This is a genomic window from Paenibacillus sp. 32352 (assembly GCF_002042965.1).
GTDB classification, from domain to species: domain Bacteria; phylum Bacillota; class Bacilli; order Paenibacillales; family NBRC-103111; genus Paenibacillus_S; species Paenibacillus_S vulneris.
On record NZ_MZNT01000014.1, the window covers coordinates 1 to 26,903 of the forward strand.

Annotated in this window: 28 protein-coding genes; 9 read left to right on the forward strand and 19 right to left on the reverse strand. The window is 50.0% G+C overall.

Annotated features, from left to right (window positions below; all coding sequences use genetic code 11):
- The coding region (locus tag B1728_RS36550) for a hypothetical protein (RefSeq protein ID WP_218672320.1) at positions 1–458 on the forward strand (458 nt) is incomplete at its 5' end.
- Here the strand turns inward: B1728_RS36550 and B1728_RS27205 are convergent.
- The 6 genes from B1728_RS27205 to B1728_RS27230 all read right to left on the reverse strand — a co-directional run bounded on the left by B1728_RS27205 (position 387) and on the right by B1728_RS27230 (position 6,317).
- A complete protein-coding gene (locus B1728_RS27205; RefSeq protein WP_079913582.1) occupies positions 387–1,253 on the reverse strand; it encodes an inositol monophosphatase family protein in 867 nt (288 codons plus the stop codon). The two genes, B1728_RS36550 and B1728_RS27205, sit on opposite strands and share 72 nt — an antisense overlap.
- A 251-nt stretch (positions 1,254–1,504) precedes the next feature.
- Positions 1,505–2,275 carry an enoyl-ACP reductase FabI gene (gene fabI / locus B1728_RS27210; protein WP_079913583.1) on the reverse strand — a complete coding sequence of 257 codons (771 nt, stop codon included), beginning with the start codon at positions 2,273–2,275 and terminating at the stop codon, positions 1,505–1,507.
- 175 nt (positions 2,276–2,450) lie between these two features.
- Positions 2,451–3,440, reverse strand: a complete 990-nt coding sequence (gene uvsE / locus B1728_RS27215; RefSeq protein WP_079913584.1) for a UV DNA damage repair endonuclease UvsE — start codon at positions 3,438–3,440, stop codon at positions 2,451–2,453.
- Between the two features lie 226 nt (positions 3,441–3,666).
- The gene (locus tag B1728_RS27220) at positions 3,667–3,987 is read right to left on the reverse strand and encodes a hypothetical protein (RefSeq protein WP_079913585.1); all 321 of its coding nucleotides are present in this window, start codon (positions 3,985–3,987) and stop codon (positions 3,667–3,669) included.
- 46 nt (positions 3,988–4,033) lie between these two features.
- A complete protein-coding gene (locus B1728_RS27225; protein ID WP_079913586.1) occupies positions 4,034–5,182 on the reverse strand; it encodes a D-alanine--D-alanine ligase in 1,149 nt (382 codons plus the stop codon).
- A 112-nt stretch (positions 5,183–5,294) separates the two neighbouring features.
- Complete coding sequence (locus tag B1728_RS27230; protein WP_079913587.1) at positions 5,295–6,317, reverse strand: amidase domain-containing protein; 1,023 nt, start codon at positions 6,315–6,317, stop codon at positions 5,295–5,297.
- 436 nt (positions 6,318–6,753) lie between these two features.
- Between B1728_RS27230 and acnA the strand changes: the two genes are divergently transcribed.
- Complete coding sequence (gene acnA, locus B1728_RS27235) at positions 6,754–9,459, forward strand: aconitate hydratase AcnA (RefSeq protein WP_079913588.1); 2,706 nt, start codon at positions 6,754–6,756, stop codon at positions 9,457–9,459.
- 323 nt (positions 9,460–9,782) lie between these two features.
- Positions 9,783–11,534 (forward strand): methyl-accepting chemotaxis protein, encoded by a 1,752-nt coding sequence (locus tag B1728_RS27240; RefSeq protein ID WP_079913589.1) that lies wholly within the window; start codon positions 9,783–9,785, stop codon positions 11,532–11,534.
- A 97-nt stretch (positions 11,535–11,631) separates the two neighbouring features.
- On the opposite strand, the gene B1728_RS27245 is transcribed toward B1728_RS27240, so the two are convergent.
- Both B1728_RS27245 and B1728_RS27250 read right to left on the reverse strand, forming a co-directional pair.
- A complete protein-coding gene (locus B1728_RS27245; RefSeq protein WP_079913590.1) occupies positions 11,632–12,375 on the reverse strand; it encodes an IclR family transcriptional regulator in 744 nt (247 codons plus the stop codon).
- A gap of 198 nt (positions 12,376–12,573) precedes the next feature.
- On the reverse strand, positions 12,574–12,807 hold the full coding sequence (locus tag B1728_RS27250) for a hypothetical protein (RefSeq protein ID WP_079913591.1): 234 nt from the start codon (positions 12,805–12,807) through the stop codon (positions 12,574–12,576).
- Between the two features lie 319 nt (positions 12,808–13,126).
- Between B1728_RS27250 and B1728_RS27255 the strand changes: the two genes are divergently transcribed.
- Positions 13,127–14,152, forward strand: a complete 1,026-nt coding sequence (locus tag B1728_RS27255) for an alpha/beta hydrolase (protein ID WP_079913592.1) — start codon at positions 13,127–13,129, stop codon at positions 14,150–14,152.
- A gap of 91 nt (positions 14,153–14,243) precedes the next feature.
- Here B1728_RS27255 and folE read toward each other — a convergent pair whose 3' ends face one another.
- From folE to B1728_RS27290, 7 genes are all read right to left on the reverse strand, one after another.
- Complete coding sequence (gene folE / locus B1728_RS27260) at positions 14,244–14,834, reverse strand: GTP cyclohydrolase I FolE (protein WP_079913593.1); 591 nt, start codon at positions 14,832–14,834, stop codon at positions 14,244–14,246.
- 143 nt (positions 14,835–14,977) lie between these two features.
- Positions 14,978–15,208: a YneF family protein gene (locus B1728_RS27265; protein WP_079913594.1), complete on the reverse strand. Its 231-nt coding sequence runs from the start codon at positions 15,206–15,208 to the stop codon at positions 14,978–14,980.
- 92 nt (positions 15,209–15,300) lie between these two features.
- A complete protein-coding gene (locus B1728_RS27270; protein WP_079913595.1) occupies positions 15,301–16,335 on the reverse strand; it encodes an HD-GYP domain-containing protein in 1,035 nt (344 codons plus the stop codon).
- Between the two features lie 231 nt (positions 16,336–16,566).
- The gene (locus B1728_RS27275; RefSeq protein WP_079913596.1) at positions 16,567–17,088 is read right to left on the reverse strand and encodes a methylated-DNA--[protein]-cysteine S-methyltransferase; all 522 of its coding nucleotides are present in this window, start codon (positions 17,086–17,088) and stop codon (positions 16,567–16,569) included.
- Positions 17,060–18,229, reverse strand: coding sequence for a tRNA epoxyqueuosine(34) reductase QueG (gene queG / locus B1728_RS27280; RefSeq protein ID WP_256865529.1), 1,170 nt, complete (start codon positions 18,227–18,229; stop codon positions 17,060–17,062). Before queG ends, B1728_RS27275 begins: the two co-directional genes overlap by 29 nt.
- A gap of 43 nt (positions 18,230–18,272) precedes the next feature.
- On the reverse strand, positions 18,273–18,869 hold the full coding sequence (gene lepB / locus B1728_RS27285) for a signal peptidase I (RefSeq protein WP_079913598.1): 597 nt from the start codon (positions 18,867–18,869) through the stop codon (positions 18,273–18,275).
- 1 nt (position 18,870) lies between these two features.
- Positions 18,871–19,431 carry a DUF402 domain-containing protein gene (locus B1728_RS27290; protein WP_079913599.1) on the reverse strand — a complete coding sequence of 187 codons (561 nt, stop codon included), beginning with the start codon at positions 19,429–19,431 and terminating at the stop codon, positions 18,871–18,873.
- Positions 19,432–19,646: 215 nt separating this feature from the next.
- Here B1728_RS27290 and B1728_RS37000 point away from each other — a divergent pair, with 215 nt between their 5' ends.
- The gene (locus B1728_RS37000; protein ID WP_256865530.1) at positions 19,647–19,778 is read left to right on the forward strand and encodes a hypothetical protein; all 132 of its coding nucleotides are present in this window, start codon (positions 19,647–19,649) and stop codon (positions 19,776–19,778) included.
- A 159-nt stretch (positions 19,779–19,937) separates the two neighbouring features.
- On the opposite strand, the gene B1728_RS27295 is transcribed toward B1728_RS37000, so the two are convergent.
- On the reverse strand, positions 19,938–20,360 hold the full coding sequence (locus tag B1728_RS27295; RefSeq protein ID WP_079913600.1) for a GNAT family N-acetyltransferase: 423 nt from the start codon (positions 20,358–20,360) through the stop codon (positions 19,938–19,940).
- A gap of 303 nt (positions 20,361–20,663) precedes the next feature.
- Here B1728_RS27295 and B1728_RS27300 point away from each other — a divergent pair, with 303 nt between their 5' ends.
- The 3 genes from B1728_RS27300 to B1728_RS27310 all read left to right on the forward strand — a co-directional run bounded on the left by B1728_RS27300 (position 20,664) and on the right by B1728_RS27310 (position 23,077).
- A complete protein-coding gene (locus B1728_RS27300; RefSeq protein WP_079913773.1) occupies positions 20,664–21,647 on the forward strand; it encodes an iron-siderophore ABC transporter substrate-binding protein in 984 nt (327 codons plus the stop codon).
- Positions 21,648–22,005: 358 nt separating this feature from the next.
- Positions 22,006–22,467: a GNAT family N-acetyltransferase gene (locus tag B1728_RS27305; RefSeq protein WP_079913601.1), complete on the forward strand. Its 462-nt coding sequence runs from the start codon at positions 22,006–22,008 to the stop codon at positions 22,465–22,467.
- Positions 22,468–22,501: 34 nt separating this feature from the next.
- Positions 22,502–23,077, forward strand: a complete 576-nt coding sequence (locus B1728_RS27310) for a GNAT family N-acetyltransferase (protein WP_079913602.1) — start codon at positions 22,502–22,504, stop codon at positions 23,075–23,077.
- An 88-nt stretch (positions 23,078–23,165) separates the two neighbouring features.
- Here the strand turns inward: B1728_RS27310 and xylA are convergent, their stop codons facing one another.
- From xylA to B1728_RS27325, 3 genes are all read right to left on the reverse strand, one after another.
- A complete protein-coding gene (gene xylA / locus B1728_RS27315; protein WP_079913603.1) occupies positions 23,166–24,332 on the reverse strand; it encodes a xylose isomerase in 1,167 nt (388 codons plus the stop codon).
- Positions 24,333–24,651: 319 nt separating this feature from the next.
- On the reverse strand, positions 24,652–25,653 hold the full coding sequence (locus B1728_RS27320) for an asparaginase (RefSeq protein ID WP_079913604.1): 1,002 nt from the start codon (positions 25,651–25,653) through the stop codon (positions 24,652–24,654).
- Positions 25,654–25,669: 16 nt separating this feature from the next.
- Positions 25,670–26,362, reverse strand: a complete 693-nt coding sequence (locus B1728_RS27325; protein WP_256865531.1) for a copper homeostasis protein CutC — start codon at positions 26,360–26,362, stop codon at positions 25,670–25,672.
- Between the two features lie 288 nt (positions 26,363–26,650).
- Between B1728_RS27325 and B1728_RS36440 the strand changes: the two genes are divergently transcribed.
- Positions 26,651–26,827: a hypothetical protein gene (locus B1728_RS36440; protein ID WP_179136232.1), complete on the forward strand. Its 177-nt coding sequence runs from the start codon at positions 26,651–26,653 to the stop codon at positions 26,825–26,827.
- Positions 26,828–26,903: the final 76 nt, after the last annotated feature.

The window sequence follows — 26,903 nt, forward strand, 5'->3', positions numbered from 1 at the left end:
GATCTATAATAGAGCTTGTCTTAAGCTCAAAATTCAATGCTAGCGAGAATTTTCATTCTCTGTTCAAACATTCACTCGTTGTTCAGTTTTCAAAGGACAATGTATTGCTAATTCATCTTGCTTGTCCGTCGCTGTTTCAGCAGCGCGGAATTTCAATATATCATATCGCCTTACTCATTGCAAGCTTTTTTTTGAAATTGTTTTTTCAAGTCTTGCTTGCGTATCGGCCTGTCTCTTGGCCGGAAACCAATATAGCACGATTAAAAAAAGATTGCAAGTACTTTGGAACATTTTTTTATTATACCCAAACTCCCGCAAAACATAACAGCCCCAAACCATTCGAGAAATCGATTGGTTTGAGGCTGCATCTTGTTATCCGGACCTTCCTATGTGCTGCTGCCCGTTGCGTTGGCCGCCGTAAGCTCCTGCTGGAACTCCCTATGGATATGGCCATTTGAAGCGAGAACATTTCGAACTCCTAGGTTATAGGGGTTACCGGAGGTATCTGTTACCGTACCCCCGGATTCTGTGATTAATAAAGCTCCTGCAGCCATATCCCAGGAATTCAAGCCGATTTCCCAGAAGCCGCTAAGACGCCCCGCTGCAACATAGGCCATATGCAGAGCCGCCGATCCGGCAACGCGGATATTGCGCACTTTGGGGGTCAGCGCTTGTACACCCTGGAGGTTGACAGGCAGCGCATAGGATCGGTCCGCCGGAAAACCGGTCGCTATCAAGCTCTCGGAGAGCTTGGTCTCTTTGGATACACGCATTCTTCTTCCTTTGACGTAGGCTCCTTTACCTTTTTCCGCTACGAACAGTTCGTCATGAATCGGGTTATATACAACACCGACGATGACTTCGCCTTTATGCGCCAAAGCAATGGATACACTAAAGAAAGGAAACCCGTGAACAAAATTGGTCGTTCCGTCCAAAGGGTCCACAATCCATAGGTACTCGGCATCGCTTACCTCTTCCAATGCCTTGCTTGAAGCGGCCGGTCCCGGTTCAACCCCCTCTTCTCCAAGGATAGAGTGGTGGGGAAAATGCGTTTGTATTAAATTGCGGATCATCTTCTCAGCGCCCTTGTCCACTTCCGTTACAAGATCATGAGGGGAATATTTCGTATGTAAGCTGTTGAAATCCCCCAACTTGCTCTGGATCCATTCTCCAGCTTTGGATGCGGTATTAATGGCCACTGCGGTAAAATTCTTACTTCCCACAATAAAGGACGTATTGCTTTCGTTAGCCATTTCGAATCATTCCTTTTCTCCCTTATAGATTAAGGGTTTGCAATTACACTCAGTATAGTGAATATACGTTTTAAAAGCTACAGCGTTTCACCCAAATAATGCTGTCGTTTATGACAAATCAACAAACTCCCCAGGTCATTTCCCCTCAAAATGGAAGATCACTCAGCTAGAGTGCTATTTCTCCAAAAAACGCTAGAAACCCTCTGCCAAATCGGCAAAGGGTTCCGTCAAAATTCATTAGGATTGATTTATTATACACCTACGATATGATAGCCGTTGTCTACATAAATGACTTCGCCAGTAATGCCGCGGGAAAGGTGGCTCATAAGGAACATAGCCGTATCTCCTACCTCTGCTACTTCTGTAGTACGTCTCAGAGGAGCTTTCTCTTCAACCGTTCTCAAAATAGAATTGAAATCCTTAATGCCTTTGGCCGCCAGCGTACGGATAGGTCCGGCCGAAATCGCGTTCACGCGAACGTTATATTGTCCAAGGTCATTCGCCAGGTAACGCACGCTTGCCTCCAAGGCCGCTTTGGCCACGCCCATGACATTGTAGTTTTTCATAGCGCGTTCAGCGCCCAGGTACGTCATAGTCATGATGCTGCCGCCCTCGGTCATCAGAGGATACATCCGCTGTGATACAGCTACCAGAGAATAAGCGCTGATATCATGAGCCAGAGCGAAGCCTTCGCGCGAGGTGCCTACGAACAAGCCTTCGAGCTCTTCCGTTTTGGCAAAAGCGATGCTATGTACAAGTCCGTGCAGTACGCCGAAATGCTCTCTAATTGCTGACGCGAGCGTGTCGATCTCGGCATCTACGGTTACATTGCAGGGCAGAACAACGGAGTTGGGAATCGTATCGGCCAGCTTTCGAACCCGCTCCTCCACTCTCTCGCTTTCATAAGTGAAAGCTAAACGCGCGCCTTGCGCAGCCAATGACTGTGCGATGGCCCATGCGATACTGCGGTCATTGGCAACTCCCATGACCAATATATTTTTTCCGTTCAACAGTTGAGTCATGAAACCTTAAGTCCCCTCTCCGAAATAAAATGAGGCTTGTCAAACCTGCTTCATTCTCAAAGTACCCCATTTTTACCATTTTTTCAAGAGAGAAAACCATCAATAGACCTCGCTCTTCGTATATCTCTGCCGGACAAGCTGGAAGGGCTGCTGAGACCAGTATCAGTCATGGAGCTTATCCTATTTCGAAGGAGGCTTGAGACAAAGCTTTAATATCTGTGTGACGGCTCAGATCCTCCATCAGCTTCAGCAAAGCCTCGTCCTTTTTCTTGGCCTCAATCATAATATCCAGTCTGGGTGTGACAGGAGCGATTGCATGAAGGAATTCCAGAAGCACCGCCGCATCAATATAATCGGCATGACTTCGCGGATCTTTGTCGCTTTTGGGACTCGAAACGTGAATTTTGGGCGGAAGCGGCTGATCCGTGCCCTGGGCTTTTTCATTGCGCCAAGTATGAAGAATGCGGGGCCATAGCTTCGCAGGGTTTTCGTACCCCTCTTCATGGTTCACTTGGTGATGATGAATATCAAGTACCATCGGAGTCTCAAGCTTCTCACAAATTTCTAGCGTCTCCAGCGCGGTAAACGTCTTATCATCGTTCTCCAGGGTCATTCGTCTGCGAATGCGGCCCGGAAGCTCGGCAAACCTAGCCATAAATCGTTTGGAGGCCGCTTCCTTATTCCCGTAGGTCCCCCCGACATGGATGTTGCATTTGGCCGATTCGTCCAACCCCATTGCTTCAAGCATCGTCACATGCCGGTCCAGATCCAATAGAGAATTGCGGAGCACTTCTTCTCTCGGTGTACTTAGGACGGTAAAATGATCCGGATGAAAGCTGAGCCTCATCGAATGCTCCAGAGCGTAGCTCCCCAGCTCTTGGAACGAATCGCTTAAGACCGTCATAGGGTCCCAGCCTTCTAGGGCTTCATGCCCGATAAGGGGGATCAGCTTGGAGGAACAGCGGTACATCTCAATATCATAAGCCCGGTTGTGCTTCAGCAGCCGCAACGTATTATGGATGTTTTCCATCGCTATCCGTTCCAGCTTACGCAGGGCGGCTTCCCTATCCTCCAGCTTCATGAAGTTGGTTGCCGTCATAGTCTTCGAAGGGGAAGCGTTGGATACGAACATCGACATCGCGACATAGCCAAGACGAACGATCATTAGGGATACACTCCTTAAACTGCCTTTTGAGCTAGGTTCCCCTTAAACAAGTTTCGGCTATGTAGGTAAATGGCACCGTCCTGATAGTTTCAGGAGATCTCATGCATTCGGCAAATGCTTCGCCTTTTTATGGCTGGAACGTGCAGGCTGCTTCTATAGTATGCTGCGAAAATCCCGGGCAAGAAAAAAACATCCTTCCTTTTCTTGAGGAAAGATGTTTTTAACATCAGGGATGATTCAGTCCAAAAAACATTTCATGAGCCAAGGCGGTTTGTACTCTTGCTTCTTCCTCGGTCAATCTGCGCACAAGCTCCATTTCGACCTGGGTGACTTCCTCGCCTTGAAAGTTGATCTCCGCGATGGATGCTAAAATTTTTACGATAGCAATTGCTTTATTATCTGGGGAGTAGGCGATGACCATCTGTCCTGTAGGAAATACGCGAAAGCCTTTTTTCACCATTTTGCCTTTGCCGTATTCCAATAGCTCATACAGCTCCTGCTCGGATTTGAACTTGCAGACCGAATTGAACTCCGTTTGAAATCCCATGCGTAGCCCTCCTTGTCAAGGATTCATCTTGTAATGCTTAGGATACTTATTCTACGTCAAAAGAATACTGAAGCCGTTGCTTCTCCGCATGCCGCTGCAGCGCCAGCGTAACCAGATCGTCGAGCAGCTGCTGATAAGATTTGCCGGTCTCCTTCCACAGCAGCGGATACATGCTGAACGGAGTAAAGCCAGGCATGGTATTGATTTCATTAATATAGATCTTATTATCTTCTTTCCTCAAGAAAAAGTCTACACGGGACAAGCCAGACCCATCGATCGCCTGAAAGGCGCGAACCGCCATCTCCCGAATTTGGTCCGACAGCTCCTGAGGGATTTCGGCCGGAATGATCATGGATGATTTTCCATCAATATATTTGGCTTTATAATCATAAAATTCATTGGACGAAACGATTTCACCGACGACGGAAGCTTGAGGATCATCATTGCCCAAAACGGCAACCTCCACCTCCCGTGCGTTAATGTTCTCTTCTATGATGACTTTGCGGTCGAACTGGAACGCCGTTTGGATGGCGGCGATCAGCTCGTCGCGGTTTCCGGCTTTGCTGATGCCTACGCTTGAACCGAGGTTAGCTGGTTTGACGAAGCACGGATAGCCGATGGATACTTCAATCTCCATTAAGAAGAAGGCTTGATCCTTTTCCCACTGGGTTTTTGTAAAGTGACGGAAAACACATTGCGGCAGGCCCTCCTGCGCAAACACCTTTTTCATCATGATTTTGTCCATGCCGACGGCAGAAGCCAATACACCGGCTCCAGCATACGCAATGTTGGCCATTTCCAACAAGCCTTGAATCGTGCCGTCCTCGCCGAAGGTGCCATGAAGCAGCGGCAGAACCACATCGATGGGCTTGGAAGAGCCGCTTACTGCTGGAGAATCCTTTACCGAGCTGATCTCCGCCTTGTCCGCAGTCTGTAGAGATGAAAAGAAAGGCTGGAGTGCAAAGGTTTGTTCCGATTCCGCCTCATCCTGGAAGGTAAGAGCCGCAACATTAGGTACCGGACCGTTCAGCATGGGGCCGGAGCGCCACTCTCCCTGCTTGGTTATGTAAAACGGCTGAATTTCATATTTGTTCATATCGAACGCTTGGATTACGGCCATTGCCGTCTGAAGGGACACTTCATGCTCCCCCGACTTTCCTCCGTAAACTAAGCCGACGCGAATTTTGTCTTTCATAATAACCTCCGAATGGATATGTCATTTCATGCATAGTAAAATCGCTAATCTCGTAAGCTAAGAGCATTCGAGAAAAGAATGCTCTACTTCGGAAGCCTATGGAAGCATCGACTCACAAGAGATCCGCAATATGTAGAAACCGGTATTGAGTCTTCTCCGTCCAGGCTACGGAATCCTTGTAGCTCCAATAACGGCGGAAGCTGTTTGTGGTATGAGCATTAACCAGGGGCATGCCGTTCTCGTCCTTGGCCGTCACAATCGTGCTGTGCTGGAACCGTCCATTGCCGTCCCAATCATAGCTGATGACGTCGCCCAGCTCCAGCATATCGGCTTGAGGCACTTCCTCGGCGGTCAGTCCATTGCGGTTGCTTATTAAATACCGCTGCAGACTGTGTGCAACAGCCCAGCTGTAGCTCCAGAGCTCCTGTCCGTTGTAACGTCCCTTGTACCACCATCCGGAATCCCTTTTCCCAGTATAGTGCATTGGTGCCCCGCCTGCAAAGAGGCATTGGGATATATAATTGCTGCAATCGACTTCAAATTCAATGTAAGCCGGGTTCCCTTTATCCCACCACATATCGGCATACTGTACGGCTTTAACCCGGTCGTAGACGGATTTGCGATTGCCCGTCTCCAGATAGGGAAGAATATTGTAGTTCAAATAAGGAGTAGAGGGCATTCTGCCCGTTCCATATTCCTCCGAATAATAATCGGCGGGCTGATGTCCATTATCCAAGCCGGCTGTTCGGGGACGGGAATACTCCGCGCTTAACGCTTCGATATTTATGATATACCATTTGCCGTCGTGCTCTTCCAATTGAATGCGCTCGGACTCTACTCGCTGCTCCTCATGATCCCGGACCCCGATGGAACCGACCGAGGTGCGGCGGAGCCTGACGTTCGCAATCACTCTACCCGCTTGTTCTTCGGCGTGAATAATCGATAGGCGGGTTTCGCTTTTGGATGGGAAAAAGTTCCGATCCTGATCCGTTTGCGCCGTTCGGGCCAGCCGTTGAATTTGTGCCTGCAAGTACGCACGATCCGTTACTATTGGCAGTAAAGGCTCGACAGAATAATCCATATCCATTTGGTTTTTGTGGTGAACATAATCATAGAGCGTTGTTTTCCACGACATGCGGGCTACCTCCATTAATGATGAAATGGCTAAACCGAATCCCCCCAGACTTCAACGTTCCGTCAAGGTTAAATTCCATCGACATCGGTTGATTGAGGTCTAAAGCTTACCGTTCTAGGGGAGTCCAATGCATAGTTCCTGCACTTTTTGTCGAAATTTAGGCTTTCGTCCATTGGAGGCAGCCCCCGGATTGAACAACCTGGCACCTAACAACCTATAGAAGATATCCCAAGAAGGCGGCGGGACATGCTGCTCTCGCACCTGTTTATCACTCCCAATATATGAGCAACGGGTGCCAAAAATGATTGAAATTGACCTTTACGCCGGGCCTTTCAGCATGTATACTTAGTGTATAGCAATTATGAAATCATGTTTCATCAAGTGAAACGATCTTGGTTTCAGCTTACTTTAACTACTTAAGGAGGAATAACCACTCATGGCTAAAAAAGACCATTACTCGGTCCGCAAAGCGCTTGATGTAAAGGGTAAAACATTCCATTATTACAGCTTGCCAGGACTTGAAGAGCAAGGCCTCGGCAACATTTCCCAACTTCCTTTCTCCATTAAAGTGCTTTTGGAAGCAGCTGTCCGCCAATTCGACGGCAGAGCGATCACTCCAGAGCATGTTAAACAAATCGCTAACTGGGCGAAAGAGCGTGAAGAGAAAGAAATTCCTTTCATCCCTGCACGTATCGTCCTTCAAGATTTCACCGGCGTACCGGTTGTCGTTGACTTGGCGGCAATGAGAGACACCATGAAGAAATCCGGCGGAGATCCTAAGCGGATTAACCCGTTGGTTCCAGTTGACTTGGTTATCGACCACTCCGTTATGGTGGATGCGTTCGGTACTCCAAGCGCTTTGGATACAAACATCAACATTGAATTTGAACGTAACGAAGAGCGCTACCGTTTCTTGCGCTGGGCGCAAACGGCATTCGATAATTTCCGTGCTGTTCCTCCTTCAACAGGTATCGTTCACCAAGTTAACTTGGAGTACCTGGCTTCCGTAGCAGCTACGAAAGTCGTAGACGGCGAAACTGAAGTATACCCTGACTCCCTTGTAGGTACTGACTCCCACACCACCATGATCAACGGTCTTGGTATCGTAGGCTGGGGCGTTGGTGGTATCGAGGCAGAAGCAGGTATGCTTGGCCAACCTCTGTACTTCGTAACACCTGAAGTTATCGGCTTCAAATTGACAGGCACATTGCCAGAAGGTGCAACAGCGACTGACCTGGCTTTGACCGTTACTCAAATGCTTCGTAAAAAAGGCGTTGTAGGTAAATTCGTGGAGTTCTACGGCCCAGGACTGAGCAACATCAGCTTGGCTGACCGTGCTACCGTAGCTAACATGGCTCCTGAGTACGGCGCAACGATCGGCTTCTTCCCTGTTGACTCCGAATCCTTGAACTACTTGAGAAGCACTGGTCGCGAAGAAGAGCAAATCGCGCTGGTTGAAGCTTACTACAAAGCGCAAGGCATGTTCCGTACGGATGAAACTCCAGACCCTGTATTCACCGACAAAATCGAGCTTGACCTTTCCTCCGTTGTACCTAGCTTGGCAGGTCCTAAGCGTCCTCAAGACCGCGTAGAGCTGACAGCTATGAAGGAATCCTTCAACTCGATCGTTCGCACGCCAATCGACAAAGGCGGATACGGCTTAAGCGACGAGAAAATCGCTGAAGTGGTTGATGTGAAACATCCAAGCGGCGAAGTGACTAAAATGGGTACTGGCGCTGTTGTTATCGCGGCTATCACAAGCTGTACGAACACTTCCAACCCAAGCGTTATGTTAGGAGCAGGTCTTGTTGCGAAAAAAGCGGTAGCTCGCGGTTTGAAAAAACCAGCTTACGTAAAAAGCAGCTTGACTCCTGGTTCCCTTGTTGTTACCGAGTACTTGAAAAATGCAGGCTTGCTGGAGTCTCTTGAAGCATTGGGCTTCCACGTAGCAGGCTACGGCTGTGCAACCTGTATCGGTAACTCCGGCCCATTGCCTGACGAAGTAAGCCAAGCAATTGCCGACAACGATATGACGGTAGCGGCTGTATTGTCCGGTAACCGTAACTTTGAAGGCCGCGTTCACGCTCAAGTTAAAGCTAACTACCTGGCTTCTCCGCCGCTTGTTGTTGCTTACGCTTTGGCAGGAACAGTGAACATCGACCTGGCTAACGATCCTATCGGCTACGACCAAGCGAACCAGCCGGTTTATTTGAAAGATATTTGGCCATCCAAAGATGAGATTCAAGAAGCAATCTCTACTGCAATGAGCCCTGATATTTATCGTGCGAAATACTCCAACGTATTCCGTGCTAACGAGCGTTGGAATGCTATCGATGTACCGGAAGGCGAATTGTACGAGTGGGATGAAAAATCCACTTATATCGCTAACCCGCCGTTCTTCGAAAACCTGGGTGCAGGCATCTCCGATATCGCCGACATCAAAGGCGCAAGAACATTGGCATTGCTGGGCGATTCCGTAACGACGGACCATATCTCGCCAGCAGGTAACATCAAAGTAGACAGCCCTGCAGGTAAATTCTTGATCGAGCATGGCGTGAAGAAAGAAGACTTCAACTCCTACGGTTCCCGCCGCGGTAACCACGATGTCATGATGCGCGGTACTTTCGCGAACATCCGTATTCGTAACCAAGTGGCTCCTGGAACAGAAGGCGGCGTAACAACTTACCTGCCAACCGGTCAAGTGGAATCCATCTATGATGCATCCATGAAGTACCAAGCTCAAGGAACTAACCTTGTTGTTATCGCAGGTAAAGAATACGGAACCGGAAGCTCCCGTGACTGGGCTGCTAAAGGTACCTTCCTGCTTGGCGTTAAAGCCGTTATCGCAGAAAGCTTCGAGCGTATTCACCGTTCCAACCTGGTCGGCATGGGCGTACTGCCTCTTCAATTCAAAGAAGGCCAAGGCTGGAAAGCGCTCGGTATTACAGGTACCGAAACATTTGACATCACTGGCTTGAACAACGACGTGCAGCCAGGACAAAGCGTAACGGTAACAGCTACCCGTGAAGACGGCAGCAGCTTCAACTTCGAAGCTCTCGTTCGTCTGGACAGCATGGTGGATGTGGACTACTACCGTAACGGCGGTATTCTGCAAACTGTATTGCGCCAAATCATGGCTTAAGGTTCAGCCTTTATAGCTACAGGAAAAGCCCCTTCGCGGGGCTTTTTTTTATGTCCATTTCGAGGCTCCGGCATAGTGCCTGAATCAGCTTCAGATAGTGCCCCCACTTTTGCAGGGGACTGTAGGGAAAGCCTATAGACCTTAAACTATTGCCAATATACTTCGGTGGGGTTCTTTTTACGTCGGAAGACTAAGCGGCTCTGTTTGCGGAGGGAGGAAAATTTGTGTCCGCCGTCAAAATGATTCTACAAAAACCCTCTGGTACGGTCGATATAATAGTGAACGCATTTACCATATTGGACACCAGAGGAGATTGAACACCCATGTGGCTGAAAAAAACGTTATCACCATCCGTCGGAAAAAAGCTCTATCTCTCTTTTACCCTCATGCTTATACTTCTAGTGATTATGGGATTCACGGCCTTAAAGAAAATGGAGCTTGTTCAAGAGAAAACGAATGAAATCACAAACTCCTGGCTTGAAGGGGTAGAAATCATTAATAACATTAACTATTTAACAGAGCATGTTCTTTCCTCGCAATACGCCATCATGAGTGAGCCTGATTCCAATCAAAAAGCACAGCTCATCCAAAAAACCGATCTCATATTCGGCACTATCGACCAATCGTTCTCCCAATATCGCAAGAGCTTTGTGAATGAGGAAGACCGCAGGCTGTTTGACTCTCTCGAAAGCGAATGGAAACAATACCGTCAGGTCTACTCGGATACGATCAAGCTATCGGCTGAAATCAATCTTATTACCGGATCCGGCAAGAGAGCGGATGACATCAACGCCATAATCGACAAATCCCAGGAGCAGTACAACAAAATGCAGGACAAGATAGACCAGCTGGTTAAGCTGAATCATGACGGGGCTATCCTGGCTAAAAATGAAAGCCAAGCTCTCTACAAATCAGCGATGACCACTTCTATCGCGATCATGGCGTTGTCTGTTTTGCTCGGACTTTGCTTGGCCTTCGTTATTACGAGAAATATTTCAAAGCCGGTACGAATCGTTTCGGAGCGGCTGCAAAGCATATCTCAAGGCGATCTGACCATGGATCGGGTATCCGTCAAAAATAAAGATGAAATCGGCCTGCTGGTCTCGTCTTTAAATCTTATGGTCGATAACCTCAAAGGAACGATCCATCACATCCAAGATACCTCCTCCGCCGTCGCGGCGTCCTCCGAGCAATTACTGGCCAGCTCTGAGGAAAGCGCACAAGCGAGCAAGCATATTGCGGCATCCATTCAAGAGGTCGCTCAGGATGCGGAAAATCAGGTACAAAGCGGCGAGGAATCCAGCCGTGCCATGGAAGAAATGGCTATCGGGATTCAACGAATTGCAGAGACCAGCTCGGAGGTGTCCGAGCTGTCGCTTGAGGCATCCAATCAAGCCGATCTGGGCAATCAATCGATCCAGGACGTCATCCAACGGATGGAAACCATCAGCGGCTCCGTAGAACAGGCTGGAGAAGACATCAAACAGCTCGCACAGCACTCCGATCATATCGGGAATATCATTAATCTTATCGGCGACATCGCGGCTCAGACCGGCCTTCTGGCGCTTAACGCGGCTATAGAATCGGCAAGGGCGGGCGAGCACGGCCGCGGATTTGCAGTCGTTGCCGGTGAGGTCAAGAAACTGGCGGAGCAAGCCGCAAGATCCGTTGAAGAAATCAGTGAAATTGTAGAGCACATTCAGAACGATACGGCTAAGGCTGTTGGCACGATGACCAAAAGCTTGGCCGAGGTCCATGGAGGTAAGGATGCGGTGCATGAGGCCAACGAAAAGTTTCAGCTGATTGTCCAGGCCTCTCAGCTGGTATCGCAAAAAATCCAGGAGGTTGCCGCAGCGGCGCAGCAAATGGCGGCAAGCTCAGAGGAGGTCTCCGCATCGGTTACGGACATGAGCGGGCGCGCCAAGCACGCTGCGGCGGCATCGCAGAATGTGGCCGCCTCAACGGAGGAGCAGCTGGCATCCATGGATGAAATCGCCTCTTCCGCTAATGCTTTGAGCAAAATTGCGCAGGATTTGGCGGACTCGGTCAGCCAATTCAAATTGAAGCAGTCATGAGAAAACCTCTATCGAAGCCTTTCATGTTCTATTATGGTAAGAAAAACGCAGCAGTCCTTGGGTGGATTCCATCCTTCGGACTGCTGCGTTTTGTCGGTTATATGACCATCTTGCCCATGCGTCGTGCCGCTTCCATAAGCACAGGAGCATGCTCCATCATCTTCTCCAGGGTGAGCCGGTTGGAGGGCCCGCTAACGGCAAGGGCGGCGACTAAACGGTGCGCTCCATTCAGAATGGGCACCGCTACAGCTGCGGCTCCGGGCTCCCGCTCCTCAACGCTGGTCGCATAGCCAAGCGTCTTCGCCTCTGCGAGCTGCTGCAGAAAGGCCGCTTTATCCAAGCTTGCCGGCCAGCTTGGACTGGACAGCAGCTCCTGCTGCGCCTCAGGCTCGGCGAAGGCGACCAGAATCTTGCTCGATGCGCCGACATACAACGGCATTCGAGCTCCGATAGGGGCCACTCTGCGGATCGCCTGATTGCTCTGAACGGCTTGTACGCGAACCCGCTCCAAACGGTCGCTGACGTACAGGCTGATCGTTTCATCAAGCTGATCACGAAGCCGCTCCATCTCCGGCAGGAAGATTTGGGCCGGATCGTCGCTGTGCGTTAAATTGGCGGAAAGCTCCCAGATGCGGAAGCCTAGCCGATACTTGTCCGAGGAAGGGTCACGGATAATGAAACCCTTCCCTTCCAAAGAGGCTAGCAGCCGGTGTACCGTGCTTTTATGCAGCGAGACCCGGGAGGCGATCTCCGTTAAACTCAAATCGGATGAATCCGCAAAACAAAGCAATATATCCAAAGCGCGCTCTACCGCGCGCACCGTTAATTTGCCATCTTCCATCTGCTATTCCCTCAACTTTCGGTTTCACTTGATGAAACTTTGTTACGTATAGTATAACTCATATCCCTTCGTATCGTAAAGTCTCTAATTCCCTTTTCCAGAGCTCATGAGCCTTTTTCATAAATCACCCTTCCGATCTGTATAAGAAAAAAACAAAGCAGCCCTGGCGCGAACGGCTCAAGGACTGCCCGTTTCCTCCTACCTATCCATCGAACGCATTCGGGCCGAATGCTTGTGCTTGGCTTTTGCGGCCTGTTCATCCTCGTAGTCTGATAACCACAGCATGCCCATACCCAGCGCAAACATAACTACAACCAGAATCGTACCTGGCAGAAGCCAATCCTGAATTTCGAAATAGAGCAGCAATGGAATGCTCAGCATTAGTAGGCAATACATCGTGATTCCCGCTATTTTGACTTTTCCCCGCTTCACATGCTCTCCCCCGTTTACAAGTCATTGTTACTATCCTATTCCTGTATACAAGCTTTAAGACGGATTGAGAACAAGTCTTTTTCAACTCTGCCCTTACTTCAATTTTGATATTATGAAATTCCTGAAACTGGAAACTACTTTCCTCTATTGTTACATCCATATTACAGCCAGTTTACATTTTTCGCGGCCGATTGACGGTTGGCACACTGCCATTTTACTATAGAAATAAGAGTAAAAGACCATGAATCCATCTATTTCTCCATACATGGTAATGACGCTCGCCACCAAGTCATCTTAGTCTACATAAGGAGGGATTTCGATGGAACCGAACCCTATGTCTCCCGTTCCCGTATCTACTGCCGCAGCTCAAGTTGAAATCGCTGTCAAACAGCCATCCATTGTTAAACGAAGGGCTCGGAGCATTCTTATCGCCCTTTTGTCGGCTCTGCTTTTATTAATCAGCCTCGTTATGGCTTTTCACGCTTATATTGCCTGGACGCTGGCCCGGCCTCATATTGATCCGCTGAAATCAAACCCGGCCGCCGCCATCGGCGTTGAATACCAGGATATCCAATTTCCAAGCCTTAATGACAGCTCGGTGCTTAACGGATGGTATATTCCTGCCGTCCAATCGGCTGCCTCTACCAAAACCGTTGTATTCTCTCATGGCTACGGCGGGAACCGTGAAGAAATATGGGTTCCTCTCTATGATTTGGCTAAGGAGCTCCATCAGCAAAATTACAATGTTCTGATGTTCGATTATGGTTTTGTACAGCCAAAGGAAAGTGTTACCGGGGGCATTCGCGAATCGCAGGAGCTGCTTGGTGCCGTAAAATACGCCAGGGATCACGGAGCAAAGCAAGTGTATGTATGGGGCTTCTCTATGGGGGCCGGAACGGCACTGCAGGCCGCTTTGCTGAGCGACGACATTGACGGAATGATTCTCGACAGCACCTTCATATTGGAGCCCGATACGGTGTACCACAACATGAAGCAGGTCGCCAATCTGCCGAAGTTCCCAACCCAGCCGCTCGTCTACTTGTTCTTCCCGTTCATCAACGGGGTCAGCCTGAATCAGATTCCATATAATCAAGTTAAAGAGACTAAATATAACATCCCTATTTTCTTTATTCACGGCAAGCAGGACTTGAAGGCGCCTTACGAAATGGCGCAGGAGATTTTTCAAAATCAGCCGCCGAATTCAGGCTCTCAGCTGTGGCTTCTGCCCAAGGACAGTCATGAGCTGATTTACAGAGCCCATCCTAAAACATATTTAAGTCTTACCATGGGCTTCCTGAGAACCTTATCCTCCTCACACGACAAAGGACAGGAAGTGCAGAGTTAACGGCCGGTGGAGCAAAAATCGCCCCACTAAGCGACAAAAAAATCCCCCTCTCTACCGGATAACCTGGCAGAAGGGGGATTTTGCATTGGAATTATTGTTTGAGCAGCGACAGGAATTCGGCACGTGCAGCCGGATCCTTGCGGAACAAGCCGCGAACAGCCGAAGTAACCGTCTTGCTGCCAGGCTTCTTCACGCCGCGTGCGCACATGCACAGGTGCTCGCCTTCCACGACAACCATACAACCGTGTGGTGCAAGCTCCTCTTCAATGATGTCCGCAATCTCGGAAGTAATGCGCTCCTGCACCTGCAATCTGCGGGTGATGGCTTCAACCAGCCGGGCGAACTTGCTAAGCCCCGCGATTCTGCCGCTCGGCACATAGCCGATATGAATTTTACCGAAGAACGGAGCCATGTGGTGCTCACATTGGCTGTAATACACGATATCCTTTACGATAACAAGCTCTTCGTGCTTTTCATCGAACGCTACGCCGAGGATATCCTTGTAATCGGCTTCATAACCTGCGAAAATTTCCTCGTACATCCGGGTTACCCTAGCGGGGGTATCGAGCAGTCCTTCACGATCAACGTCTTCACCGATCAGACGCAAAATTTCACGGATATGACCTTCTATCAACTCCCGGTTTTCTGAAACTCGAGTGTTTTTGTAATCTTTAGCCGGCATGCTTGTTTTACCCTCCCTCTAAGCCGCGCACCTCGCGCAGCTTGCTCCGTAAGATATTCCTTAGTGCTTGTACCTGTCTCGCTCTCATCTGTATTCGTTTATAGTAAAATGAGCATAAGTGCCAGGGCTGTGAATCAGCCCTTTTACTTTCTTTTGGTTTTGCCCCCGAAATTTTGGCTTTTCATCATTTGCTGAGCCTTTTGCAGCTGCTGCTTGTTCATGTTGTAGCCCATTTTTTTAGCCATTTCCTGAAGCATTTGCGGATTATTCTGCATATTTTCTAGCTGCTTGCGCAAATAGTAGACCCCAGCGAAAAATCCCCCTACTGCCCCTACTATTAATGTTACAATGGGAATAACATAGTTCCACCACATCGTTGCTTTTCACCTCATAAGGAAGTCATCATTGTCCATAATAGCAAATACTAGTCATTCATACAAATAGATATTTTTGCCCTAGCTATAATTCACATCAGTACCTGCTCAATAAATACCGTCGTATGCTTGGCCAGGTCAATCTCTTTCACATCCAGCTCCCGATCCGCCCTATCTGATTTGACCACGCGAACGACCGGACGTCCAGGCAGACCCCGATGCTGACCAACGACGACCCCGGTTTCTTTGCTCGATAGCTTGACGGAGGCACCGGTCGGATATACGGATACGGTACGCAAAAAATGGATGACGATGTCGCGGTCCAGCTGGCTTCCCGCAAGAACCATCATATGCTCGCAAGCTTCATGCGGCAGCATACGGCGGCCTGTAGATAGATCGAATAACAAATTATCGTAAGTATCCGCAACGGCCGTTATCTTGGCATACAGATGAATCTGATCGCCCGGAAGCTGCCGAGGAATGCCCTCTCCGTCCATCCTCTCGTGATGCTGAAAGGCAACGTGAGCAACCAGCAGGCTCAATTCGCGCTTGTTTTTGAGCATCTCGAACCCGCGCCAGGTATGGTGCTTACGTACATCGTCCGCAGCGTCATCCGCTATTGCCTCAAGCTTGCCGATATCGTGCAGCATGGCGCCAACCGCCAGCTCCCGCAGCTGCTGAATGGAAAGTCCCATATGGATACCGATCAATACGGACATCATACAAACATTAAGCGCATGAACGTACAGTTCATTGTCCTTGGTACGGATATCGGAGAGCTGAAGCAGCACTTCTTTATTTTTCATAATTTCGTCCAGCAGATTTTCAATACTGCCGTTAATGGCGCGGGTGTTCACTTCCTTGCCCGAACGGATCGATTCGAAGGTCTCGCCCATTCTTTGCATGACGGCCCGTTTCGTCTCTTCAGACACCATATCGGCAACCTCGATGTCCTCAAACTGCGGGTCTTTGATGTAGAGCATGGTGACGCCGATTCTTTTCAAGGTTGTGATCATGTAGACCGTGAGCTGTACGCCCTCGGAGAGCAGTATGGCCCCGTTTCCGGAAAAAATCGTTCTTCCCAGGAACTGCCCCGGTTCGATGCTATCGATATGTATGTATCTCATTGTCGTCTCCTAAAAGTTTTCCTTAGGAAAACTATCTTCGTAAGCATAGGCTTGTTTTCCGTAGGAAAACTATCCTCGTAAGCATAGGGGCATCCCCCTTGTTTTGCATGCCGCTAAAACTAGGTTCTTGTTATTGAAAATGACAAGACCTGACGTTCAGGCAGGGATACTCCCCAGCTATTAGTCTATCAATCCAAAAGCCCCGTATGGGTCTATTTCCCAATATAACTATTATACCGCATAACCTTCATGCTGCAGTAGATGTATTTTCACATTCAAGCCGCCCCCGTAACCGACCAACGAACCGTCCGCACCAATGACACGATGGCACGGCACGATGATCGGTACAGGATTGCGATTGTTGGCGCCGCCTACGGCCCGGACCGCCTTCTCCGATTGGATCGCCTGTCCGATTTGCTTGTAGGAACGAACCTGACCGTAGGGTATATCGGTTAACGCTTTCCATACCCTGATTTGAAACGGCGTTCCCTGCAGATCCAGCGGCACATCGAACTCCGTTCGCTGTCCCGCAAAATATTGCTCCAGCTGCGCTACGGCCTCTAACAATACCGGAGTGGCGTCTTGATTCCACTGGGAAGTGCTGTACCATTTGGCGGACCACTTCGTCAGCTGCGGCTCCACGTCGGCCACACGGCCAAATTCGATATGGCAAAGCCGATCTCCCGCTGCCGCTAAAACTAACGGTCCGATCGGCGACTCCATTTCAATGCAGTTTATGATCAAGCCGCTCATAGGCTTTATTCAGCTCCTTTAGCACAACTTCGTCCTGTTCCTTCTCCATAGCACTGCTAATAGCCTGATAGGCATCCTCTCCGCCAATCCGTCCGAGCGCCCAAGCCGCGGCTCCGCGGATTTCGGGACGCTCGTCCCGCTGCAGCAGCCTGCTCAACGCCGGCACCGCCTCGCGCTCCTTAAAATGGCCGAGAGCAAAGATCGCATTGCGCTGGATCGGCTTCTTGCCGCGCCATGAGGCTGCGCTTGTCCCAAAGCGCTCCTTAAACTCACGATTGCTCATCTCGAGCAGCGGGAGCAGTAGCGGCTTGGCCTGTTCAGGATCCGGCTGAAGCTCCGGATGGTGGGTCCAGTTCTTGCCTTTGTTCTTCGGGCACACGATCTGGCACGTATCGCAGCCATACAGACGATTGCCAATCTTTTCTTTGATTGTATCGTCTTCGACATGCCCTTTGGTCTGGGTTATAAAGGAGATGCACAGCTGCGAATTCAGCTGCCCCGGCCCGACCAGCGCGCCGGTCGGACACGCGTCGATGCAGAGCGTACAGTCTCCGCAGCTTTCCGTTACCGGTTGGTCCGGCGGAAGCGGCAAATTCGTAATCATCTCGCCCAAGTATACCCAGGAGCCGAACTCAGGGGTGATGACAGCGCAATTTTTGCCGCTCCAGCCGATCCCTGCGCGCTCAGCTACCGCACGGTCCACCAGAGCTCCGGTATCGACCATGCTCTCTATTCTCGCATCAGGCACCCGTTCCCGAATCCATGCCTCCAGGCGCTGGAGCCGGTTTCGCAAGACATGGTGATAATCCTCTCCCCATGCCGAACGGGACAGCATGCCCCTGTAAGCTCCCGGCTCCGATCTCGGGACGTACGGAAGCTTGGACGGGTACGCTACCGCGATAGAGATGATCGAACGAGGCTCCTCAAGGCTTAGGGCCGGCTCCGTACGCTTCTCAATATCCGGCTCCTCAAAGCCGGACTCAAAGCCCTGTTCCCGGTGCTTCAGCAATATCGATTTCAACTCCACGAAAGGCTCCGCGCTTGCAATGCCGATTTTATCAATACCAAGCTGCGGCGCTGCTTCCTGCATATCACGCTTCAACTGATGCCAATCCATGCTGCTGCTCCCTGCCGCGTCCATCCGCATTCGTCTCCTTTCGCTAAGCTGTCATTTCTAAACCCGTCTATAGATTCTTCCATTTGGCCAATGGCCATACAATCCATTCCGCCCGGCCTTCCACCTGCTTCACGGATACAGCGCCAAAGCTGCGGCTGTCGTAGCTGGCATAGCGGTGCCGGTTATCTCCCATGACAAATACGCGCCCTTCTTCCACCTTATACGGCTCGAAACGGCCGTCCTCGATCAGAGTATCCGTATAGGACTCCTTCGCTTCCTCTCCGTTCACATATAATTTGCCCTGGCGAATAGACACTTCGTCACCAGCTACCGCCACGACCCTCTTGACCAAATAGGGGTGCTCCGTATCGCTTTCATCCGGTTCCTTCACAACTACAACGTCGCCGCGCTGCAGTCCCCCGGTCAGCAGGATCGTTTTATTGATGAACAGCCACTCGCCCTCTTCAATTGTAGGCTGCATGGATGCCCCTTTGACCGTGGACAGATGAAAACCATACTGATGGATGAGCAGTACGATGAGCAGCGCGACAACGACGGATTTCATCCATTCCCATACTTCGGCTAAAAATCCGGCTGAATGGTCAACCGATAACGAATCTGCCGTAATTTCCCGTTCCGGCTTCTTCTGAGAGAACAAGCCCATGCTACGCCTCCGTTCCTTGGTCCTTCCACTGCTCCCATTGGCGATAGTACTCCAGCACCCAGTCCTCGCGAAAAGGTGCCCGGCCTTCCCGGATCCGCTGCAGCAAATCCTGAAGTCCCTGCCGGACCTTAGCATCCACGATGTTAGAGTAATGATAACTAATTTTATGCCGCTCATACTCTTCCTCATCTACGATATGAACGGCTCCTCCGGGCATGCGTATAACGTCCAAATCATAGTCGATATACGTAATGACGTTGCCGGCAACATAGGGAGGCGAGGCGATATTGCAGTAATAGCGGACTCCGGTATCCTCCAGCAGCGCGACAACATTAAACCACTGCTTCGGGATAAAAAAAGAAACCCCCGGTATGCGGCTGACCCATTCCTTGCCGTCCGCTTCTATTATTTTGGTCTGGCTGTTGATAAGGACCATCATTGATTCCGCTTTATGCGGCTCATAAAGCAGCGCTTCAGGGACGCGCCCATTTTCCAGCCATGTTCGATGCAGATGTCCGTCGTGCTTAAAGCTTTTTATTATATAGGAAGAAAACGTCGCCATGAGGTCCAAACCCTTCTTTTTAACGTACGGTGCGACCGATGTCCTTCAAATGCGAAATTCATCGGATGTTCGTCATGAAGCAATCTTTTTTATAGCATAAACTTATGTTCGACGGCTTTCAAGAGCCTCATCCTCAAATGGGGAAATGATCCTATTGCTCTAGGAAAAGCTGCCTGCAGCCCCGCTTCGCAAAGAGCGATTCCCGGAGGCTGTCTATGACGCCTCATGAGCAAGGGACAGGCTGTGTCGGCTGCGATAGCCGCGCCGTATTTCCGGCGGAAATCTCCCTGCTGATTGGCGGCAGGCGCGCTGCCGGCTGGTCCCTGAGCAGCAAAATAGCCCCATAAAGCGGGGCCTTGGCTCAAAGCGGATTCGGCACTTTGCGGGGTACCCGGAAAGGTACCAATTCCAGTAATGCCGAAAAAAAAGGCACAGCCTTTGCTAGACGCAAACGGGCTATGCCGATCTACCTTCCGTGCTGTTTGATTGCTCCAATGTGTCGGCTTTCAGCCGTTCACGATACTCAAGCGATGTGTCGTCCGCGAAAAGTCTTCCGCCTGGTAACCGGCCGATTCATATACCGGAATGACTGTTTCGTTGTGCGCATCCACCGTAATCAGGATACGGCGTACTTTTCTCTGAACAAACCGTTGTCTCAGCGACTCAATTAAGGTTTTACCGATTCCTCTGCGTTGGTATTCCTTGCTAACCGCAATCCGGTAATAATAGCCGTTGTGGTTGTCAATCGTCCCTACAATGACACCCACCATTTGATCGTTTTCAATAGCGACAAGCACCAATTCACTATCCCATGAAAGCTGTCTGGCGAACGCCTCCATGGTTTCCTCATAACAGGCTTCTGACAATACGTTCTTGAACAGTTCGGTAACGGATACGTAATCGGACAATTGAAAGGAACGAACCAGCATCTTTGAACTCTCCCCGCGGCTTGATATGGTTATATTTTAAAATACGACAAATCTCGCAATAATCCTTCTAAATTTTCGAAAAAAACTCAATATTTCTTCATAAAATATTAAAAAAGTGTTGAAAGCGCTGTATTTAAAGCGTTTACATTGTGTTTTCTCGTTATTTCGCCATTTCTAGAGGAGATTTTGTTGCTTTATCTCTATTGACAGCTTAGGAAATAATAAGTAAAATTCATTGAGAATGATTTTCATTATTGATAATATAAGGGGAGATCTACGTTGTTTTTTGCTAAAAGCAAAGGGATGAACAAGCATTCTGTATGGCTTCTTTCACTGCTCAGCATCATGCTATTTCTGGCGGGATGCGGCCAAAGCGGTACCCGTAATGACAGCTCCAACGGAACTGCGGGGACTCCTTCTAACCCACCGGAGAAAACCGTCGGCACCACTTACTCCATCCAGCATGCCATGGGGGAAACCAAGATTACCGGCAAGCCGTCCAGAGTCGTGGTTCTTACCAATGAAGGAACGGAAGTATTGCTGTCGCTCGGCATCAAGCCTGTCGGGGCAGTAAAATCATGGTCGGGGTCTCCTTTTTATGATCATATTAAAAAGGACCTGGAAGGCGTCGAGGTGGTCGGGGATGAGAATCAGCCTAACCTGGAGGCAATAGCCAAGCTGAAGCCCGATCTGATTATCGGCAATAAATTGCGGCAGGAAAAGGTGTATGCCCAGCTGTCCGCCATCGCTCCAACCGTATTCTCCGAAAAGATTAACGCAGATTGGCAAAAAAACTTTAAGCTGTACGCGGAAGCTCTGAATAAAAAAGCCGAAGGCGATCAGCTGCTAGCCAAGCTGGATCAGCGCATTGCGGAATTCAAATCCAAGGCCGGCGACAAGCTGAATATGAAGGTTTCTCTCGTTCGCTTCATTCCTGGTAAAACCCGTCTGTACTATAACGATACCTTCGCAGGCTTAATGCTTAAGAAAATAGGCTTCCAGCGTCCTCAGGCGCAAAATAAGGAAACGTTCGCGGATGAAATCAATAAAGAGCGCATCCCGGATATGGAAGGCGATATCCTGTTCTACTACACTTGGGATAATGACAAGCAAGAAGCGAGCGCGGTCGAGAAGGAATGGATCGGCGATCCGTTGTGGAAAAACCTGAATGTGGTGAAATCAGGCAACGTCCACAGGGTTAGCGACGATATCTGGAATTCGTCCGGCAGCATTATCTCCGCTAATTTGATGCTGGACGATCTGGAGAGGATCGTGCTGAAGAAATAATAGGCTTCAAGAGGGATAACGCCGCCCATCTTCGGGCAATTGAGAAACCTGTAAAGCTTGAAAAAAAGCATCGGTCCCCCGGTGGGGTATCCCCCTCCGGCCGCTGTTGTTCTCGGAAAATTTTGATTATATTGCTTTACAGCGGGTATTTTCCGAGAACAAAGGCGGACGCTATCGCTCCTCCAAGGAATACCCCACCTACCACCTTTCGCATTTTTCTATATGAATGGGTTTCTCAACAAACTCTAGAGGGCTGACGCCCTCTTTTTTCATGTCCTGGTCTTTGCTTTACAAAAAGCGGATCGTCATGCACTATCTAAATAAGAAGACATGATAGGAAACGAAGGAGGAGCACCTCTTGGATACGATCCAACTGAAACGAACCGATTCGGCGAATCCGGACCTGCTGCAGCTAATCGCTCAACTAGATGAAGAGCTGTACGCCAAGTACCCGGCCGATGAGGTTTTTGTAGTCGATCTGAGCGATCCGTCCGTACAAGACGTCGTCTTCGTTATCGCGTATAGCGGAGATGCGGCTGCCGGATGCGGCGCTTACCGTCCTTTGGACGGAGAGTCGGCGGAGCTGAAGCGAATTTACGTCGCCCCCTCCTTCAGAAAGCGGGGCATTGCCTCACGTCTCCTCGGATGGCCGGAGCATGAAGCCCGGCAAGCGGGCTATACCACGCTGCGGCTGGAAACCGGGCCCGAGCAGCCCGAATCCATAGCATTATACGAGAAATGCGGCTACTATTTCATTGCCCCATTTGGAGAGTATGTCGATTGTCCGAGCAGCATCTGCATGGAAAAGAAGCTGGGATAATCCCTTTACTCCAATGGTTCACGGGAGGTTCCTTATGAGTACCAACGAAACAGGCACGGGACAGCTGAGCGAAGATCAATACTCTATCGTGCATATTATAGGTGAACTGGACATTCGCAGATTGTCGCAGGAGGACGTGCCAGATATATTCAAACTGATGGAAGAGGTCGTATCCCGCCTCCCATCCCGCTCATTATTCGCTACGGACGACATGGATTACCTGTACTCTCACATTGAAGAGCACGGGGAAATCTACGGCGCATTTGCAAAAGGACGGCTGGCCGCCTACTCCGTCCTTGCTTTCCCCGGAGCTGACGCCAAAAATCTGGGGCGTGAGTTCGGCGTACCGGAAGACGAGCTGGAGCAAGTCGCGGTTCTAGATGCGACGATCGTTCATGAATCGGTTCGGGGCCGGGGCCTGCAGCGGTATTTCCATCAATTGCGGGAGCAGCGCGCGCGTTCCCGTGGCTTTCGATACCTGTATTCCACCGTCCATCCGGACAATACGGCCAGTCGGCGGAATTTGGAGACCACCGGATTCACCCTTCAATTTACCCGGCCTATGTACGGGGGGAGCCCCAGGCATTGCTATGCCAAGCGGCTCGATTAAAAAGCGCGTAATTCCCCCACAGGATGGAGCCGCGGTTCTAGAACGGCAAAAAAAGACATCGGACGTTTCTCCGATGTCTTTTCTTTTCTTAGCGTACGCCAAGTAAAATTTCAATAGTAAGCTGATCGAGTCTCTCGTAGTTAATGCCCTCTGCCCCGACAGCTGCGCGGTCAATCTCGTAGCCTTTCAATGCTTTCAGGCTATCCGCGGAGAATTTGAAATCAAAGCCAGGCAGATCCAGCTTCTTGCCTTGAATTTCTTGCAGCAGCGCTTGAATCTCCTTGTCTTCGTTGAATTGTTTTACTTTCTCTTTCAGGATCAGGTACGTTTTCATGTTGCCTTTGGCAAACTCGATAACGCCTTGACGGTCTTCGGTACGAAGCGCATGAGCATCGAAATGAAGCATGCCCTGATAGTTATAGTCTTCCAGAAGCTTAACGAGGAAGAAGGCTTCCTTGATGCCGTCGGAGCCAAAACGCAAGTCTTGGTCGAAGCGGCCCATCTTCTGATCGTTCAAATCGATGTGGAACAGCTTGCCTGCGTCCAGAGCTTGAGCAACCGCATGATAGAAGTTCAAGCCTGCCATACGTTCATGGGCAACCTCAGGGTTCACGCCCACCAGCTCCGGATGATCCAATGTACTGATCAAGCCGAGCATAGCTCCTGTAGTAGGCATGTAGATATCGGCGCGCGGTTCGTTCGGCTTAGCTTCCAGAGCGAATTTGTAGCCGTAGTTTTGCGAAATGCTGTATTCGCACAAGAAGTTGATGGCCTCTCTGTAACGCTTCGTTGCTTCTACTGCGTCCTTCCCTGCATCGACCTCAGAGCCTTCACGTCCGCCCCACAGCACGAAGGTTTCCGCTCCGAATTCTTTGCCCAGATCCATCGCTTGCATCGTTTTTTGGATAGCGTAAGCGCGTACACGAGGATCGTTCGAGGTAAAGCCTCCGTCCTTGAAGATCGGATCGGTGAACAGGCTTACCGTAGCCATAGGCACCTTCAAGCCGGTCTCTTCAAGAGCACGGCGGAATTCGCTAACGATACGGTCTCTTTCCGCTGGTGTAGCGTCGATTGGCACAAGGTCATTGTCGTGGAAGTTAACTCCATAAGCACCAAGCTCAGCAAGCATGTGGACGGCTTCTACTGGGCTAAAGCCTTCACGAACAGGCAGACCGAAAGGGTCGCGGCCCGGATTGCCTACTGTCCATAGGCCGAATGTAAAACGATCTTCTTTTTTAGGTATAAATTTACTCATTAGTGCACCTCCGGCAACTTTGTTTATTCAATGAACTATGTTTCTGAGAACTAGTTTACCACTGATTGGTGGAAAATAAAAGACCTGGCTTAGCCCTTACAATTAATTTTTTTTACCGTCGATTCGATGAGGTAATATACGTCTATCGACGTTGTTTATATAATCTGATCTTAAAGTTTTGCCATAGCAAAACTCGCTTCCTAATGACTTCGGAGGCTTATACGCTCATGAATGTTTAAAGAGCCGCCTCCTATTCCCCGGCCTCTGAAGCCGGATGTATAGAAAACGACTCTTTATGAAGGTTCATCCATGATGCCAATCAGGCGTGCAGCAGTTGAAATACCGCTCGATTTTCTCCTACTTCCGTACCGCTGCCGTTACGAAGGATCTTCGGGTACAGTTCATATAACCGGACTATGGTGGATGTTCGCTCATAGCCGATCTGTTCCAGAATGGAGGCGACAATCAGCGGCCACTTTTCCTCGGACCCGTCCATCACCTTGAGCGCGAACGCGAGTCTCTCTTTGCGAAGCCCGAAGCAGTAGACTCCCTTCGCTCCCCCTTTGGCAACGATGTTGTCATCGGACAGCAGGGTAGAGCAAATCATGCCCGTTCCTGCAACCATTTCGGGATGCCGGTTCATTAAACGGGTTATTTCCTCGACCGCCGCTCTTGTCGCAGAATCGTGGATCCGATCCGGACAAGCTAGCTTCAAATAAGCCAGCGCCAGATGCTGCAAAGGAATCGCAAATACAGGGAAGCCGCAGCCGTCAACCCCGATATGAATCCGCTCCGCCGGATATTCCGACAGCATAGCCAGCGTCTGAACGATTTCTTGCTGCGCCGGATGATTCAGGTCGTCATAGCCGCTTAGGCTGTACCCTCTGCTCTTGCAGTAGGAGAGTATCCCTACATGCTTGCCCGAGCAGTTATGGTAGAGACGGCTTTCCGGCTTTCCTTGTGCAACAAGGTCACGGTGTGCTGCCGCATTCAGGGGATAGGTCGCATGACAGACCAGGTCCTCCTCGGACAGTCCGGTCTTCTCCAACATCGACTCTACTGCGGCGACATGAAACGGTTCTGCACGGTGAGAAGCGGTCATAATCGCAAGCTCCTTCTCTGTAAAAGGATACTTCTTCGCTATGCCGTGGCGGAATGCCGGAATGGCCTGAATCGGTTTGGCCGCGGAGCGCAAGTAGGTCATATGATGCGGATTGCCGGTCCGGTACCGGATACCCGACTCGTCTACACCGCATATATGCCCGGCGTAACGGCACTCCACCAGTCCGCCGCGTAGTTCCTCTACCAGTGTCTCATCCATAAGGATTCCTCCCGCGTTATGAATTGGAAAAGCTAGCGATGATTTCGGCTGCCGCGCGCAGCTTGGCCGGGTCCAACGGCTTCCATGGACTTGAGTCTACCCGGACGCCGGTTCCCAAGTGAACCTCCGAAACGCCGGTTGCCGATAAGAAGGCTGCCAGCGTTTCAACCCTCAGCCCGCTTCCCGCCAGCAGTATCATCGACTGCTCCTTGCAAATCCCGTCAAGCCTTTTGATCGTCTCATCGGAATCAAGTACATTGGGCTTCCCGCCCGAAGTCAGCACACGGCGGATGGAGGGATACCGGCCTAATGTAAGGAGCGCCTGCTCCTGGTCCTTCACCTCATCTATGGCCCGATGGAACGTGACGGACATGCCCTCCGCCTCAGCCAGCAGGCGCTCCATCACTGCTGTATCCACGAGCCCGTCTGCCGTTAAGGCGCCTACAACAAGCCCTGTCGGCCTCAGCTTGCGAATGGATCGGATATCGGACAGCATCGTTCTCACATCATCCTCGTCATAGCAGAATGTCTGGGCATGAGGACGGAGCATGACGTGGACGGGGATGGTTACGGCGGTAAGCACCTGCTCGATGAGTCCCAGACTCGGGGTGACTCCTCCATCCCCTATACCCGAAATCAGCTCAATTCTTCCTGCACCGTTATTTTGCGCCAATCTGGCATCGGCTACGCTTGTAGCTATCACTTCCATTAACAAAGATGCTCTCCCTCTCTTCCCGTATATCTATCAACGGATATCCACGATCAATAAATAGTTTCTCAACACAACCTGGGTTATCTTTATTCTATGTATAGAGCCTATCCTACGCCCGCATTCTAACACAAGGGATGTTTCTTAGCTTTTCCTATGTTTCGCCTTCGCTTTTTTCGGTTAATAATAGCTTGGGCCTCCTTAGCCCGCAGGCATCCAGGTATAAAATCTCCGCTGCCGAGAAATGCTAATGCGGGAAATTGACAACAAGAGGAAAGGAGAACCGCTATGACCATCCAGGACGTCCGCCGCATTCATGAGCTGAATGACGTGAATACATCTGACTGGACCGAAGAAGAGCTTCACTATCATCAACGTGTGATGAGCGATCTGTCCCCTTGGCTCAATGCCCAGGGAACCGCGATGCTGAGCCAAATCATCAAAGAAATCCAGAAGCGGGATTAAAATACGCTCACTTTTTATACATACATGTTGATTTTATATCAAAAATAGAGGATAATAAGATTGGAATTCGAAATTA

What these genes read in the sequence shown, in the direction of transcription:
- B1728_RS27205 (WP_079913582.1), bottom strand. Translation starts at nt 1,253, where the DNA reads ATGGCTAACGAAAGCAATACGTCCTTTATTGTGGGAAGTAAGAATTTT.
- B1728_RS27225 (WP_079913586.1), bottom strand. Translation starts at nt 5,182, where the DNA reads ATGAAAGACAAAATTCGCGTCGGCTTAGTTTACGGAGGAAAGTCGGGG.
- fabI (WP_079913583.1), bottom strand. Translation starts at nt 2,275, where the DNA reads ATGACTCAACTGTTGAACGGAAAAAATATATTGGTCATGGGAGTTGCC.
- B1728_RS27245 (WP_079913590.1), bottom strand. Translation starts at nt 12,375, where the DNA reads ATGGAAGATGGCAAATTAACGGTGCGCGCGGTAGAGCGCGCTTTGGAT.
- acnA (WP_079913588.1), top strand. Translation starts at nt 6,754, where the DNA reads ATGGCTAAAAAAGACCATTACTCGGTCCGCAAAGCGCTTGATGTAAAG.
- B1728_RS27300 (WP_079913773.1), top strand. Translation starts at nt 20,664, where the DNA reads ATGAACAAGCATTCTGTATGGCTTCTTTCACTGCTCAGCATCATGCTA.
- B1728_RS36440 (WP_179136232.1), top strand. Translation starts at nt 26,651, where the DNA reads ATGACCATCCAGGACGTCCGCCGCATTCATGAGCTGAATGACGTGAAT.
- uvsE (WP_079913584.1), bottom strand. Translation starts at nt 3,440, where the DNA reads ATGATCGTTCGTCTTGGCTATGTCGCGATGTCGATGTTCGTATCCAAC.
- B1728_RS27230 (WP_079913587.1), bottom strand. Translation starts at nt 6,317, where the DNA reads ATGTCGTGGAAAACAACGCTCTATGATTATGTTCACCACAAAAACCAA.
- B1728_RS27275 (WP_079913596.1), bottom strand. Translation starts at nt 17,088, where the DNA reads ATGAGCGGCTTGATCATAAACTGCATTGAAATGGAGTCGCCGATCGGA.
- B1728_RS27265 (WP_079913594.1), bottom strand. Translation starts at nt 15,208, where the DNA reads ATGTGGTGGAACTATGTTATTCCCATTGTAACATTAATAGTAGGGGCA.
- B1728_RS27325 (WP_256865531.1), bottom strand. Translation starts at nt 26,362, where the DNA reads ATGGAAGTGATAGCTACAAGCGTAGCCGATGCCAGATTGGCGCAAAAT.
- B1728_RS27320 (WP_079913604.1), bottom strand. Translation starts at nt 25,653, where the DNA reads ATGGATGAGACACTGGTAGAGGAACTACGCGGCGGACTGGTGGAGTGC.
- B1728_RS27255 (WP_079913592.1), top strand. Translation starts at nt 13,127, where the DNA reads ATGGAACCGAACCCTATGTCTCCCGTTCCCGTATCTACTGCCGCAGCT.
- B1728_RS27310 (WP_079913602.1), top strand. Translation starts at nt 22,502, where the DNA reads ATGAGTACCAACGAAACAGGCACGGGACAGCTGAGCGAAGATCAATAC.
- folE (WP_079913593.1), bottom strand. Translation starts at nt 14,834, where the DNA reads ATGCCGGCTAAAGATTACAAAAACACTCGAGTTTCAGAAAACCGGGAG.
- B1728_RS27290 (WP_079913599.1), bottom strand. Translation starts at nt 19,431, where the DNA reads ATGGCGACGTTTTCTTCCTATATAATAAAAAGCTTTAAGCACGACGGA.
- lepB (WP_079913598.1), bottom strand. Translation starts at nt 18,869, where the DNA reads ATGGGCTTGTTCTCTCAGAAGAAGCCGGAACGGGAAATTACGGCAGAT.
- B1728_RS27240 (WP_079913589.1), top strand. Translation starts at nt 9,783, where the DNA reads ATGTGGCTGAAAAAAACGTTATCACCATCCGTCGGAAAAAAGCTCTAT.
- queG (WP_256865529.1), bottom strand. Translation starts at nt 18,229, where the DNA reads ATGGACGCGGCAGGGAGCAGCAGCATGGATTGGCATCAGTTGAAGCGT.
- B1728_RS27220 (WP_079913585.1), bottom strand. Translation starts at nt 3,987, where the DNA reads ATGGGATTTCAAACGGAGTTCAATTCGGTCTGCAAGTTCAAATCCGAG.
- xylA (WP_079913603.1), bottom strand. Translation starts at nt 24,332, where the DNA reads ATGAGTAAATTTATACCTAAAAAAGAAGATCGTTTTACATTCGGCCTA.
- B1728_RS27295 (WP_079913600.1), bottom strand. Translation starts at nt 20,360, where the DNA reads ATGCTGGTTCGTTCCTTTCAATTGTCCGATTACGTATCCGTTACCGAA.
- B1728_RS27270 (WP_079913595.1), bottom strand. Translation starts at nt 16,335, where the DNA reads ATGAGATACATACATATCGATAGCATCGAACCGGGGCAGTTCCTGGGA.
- B1728_RS37000 (WP_256865530.1), top strand. Translation starts at nt 19,647, where the DNA reads ATGACGCCTCATGAGCAAGGGACAGGCTGTGTCGGCTGCGATAGCCGC.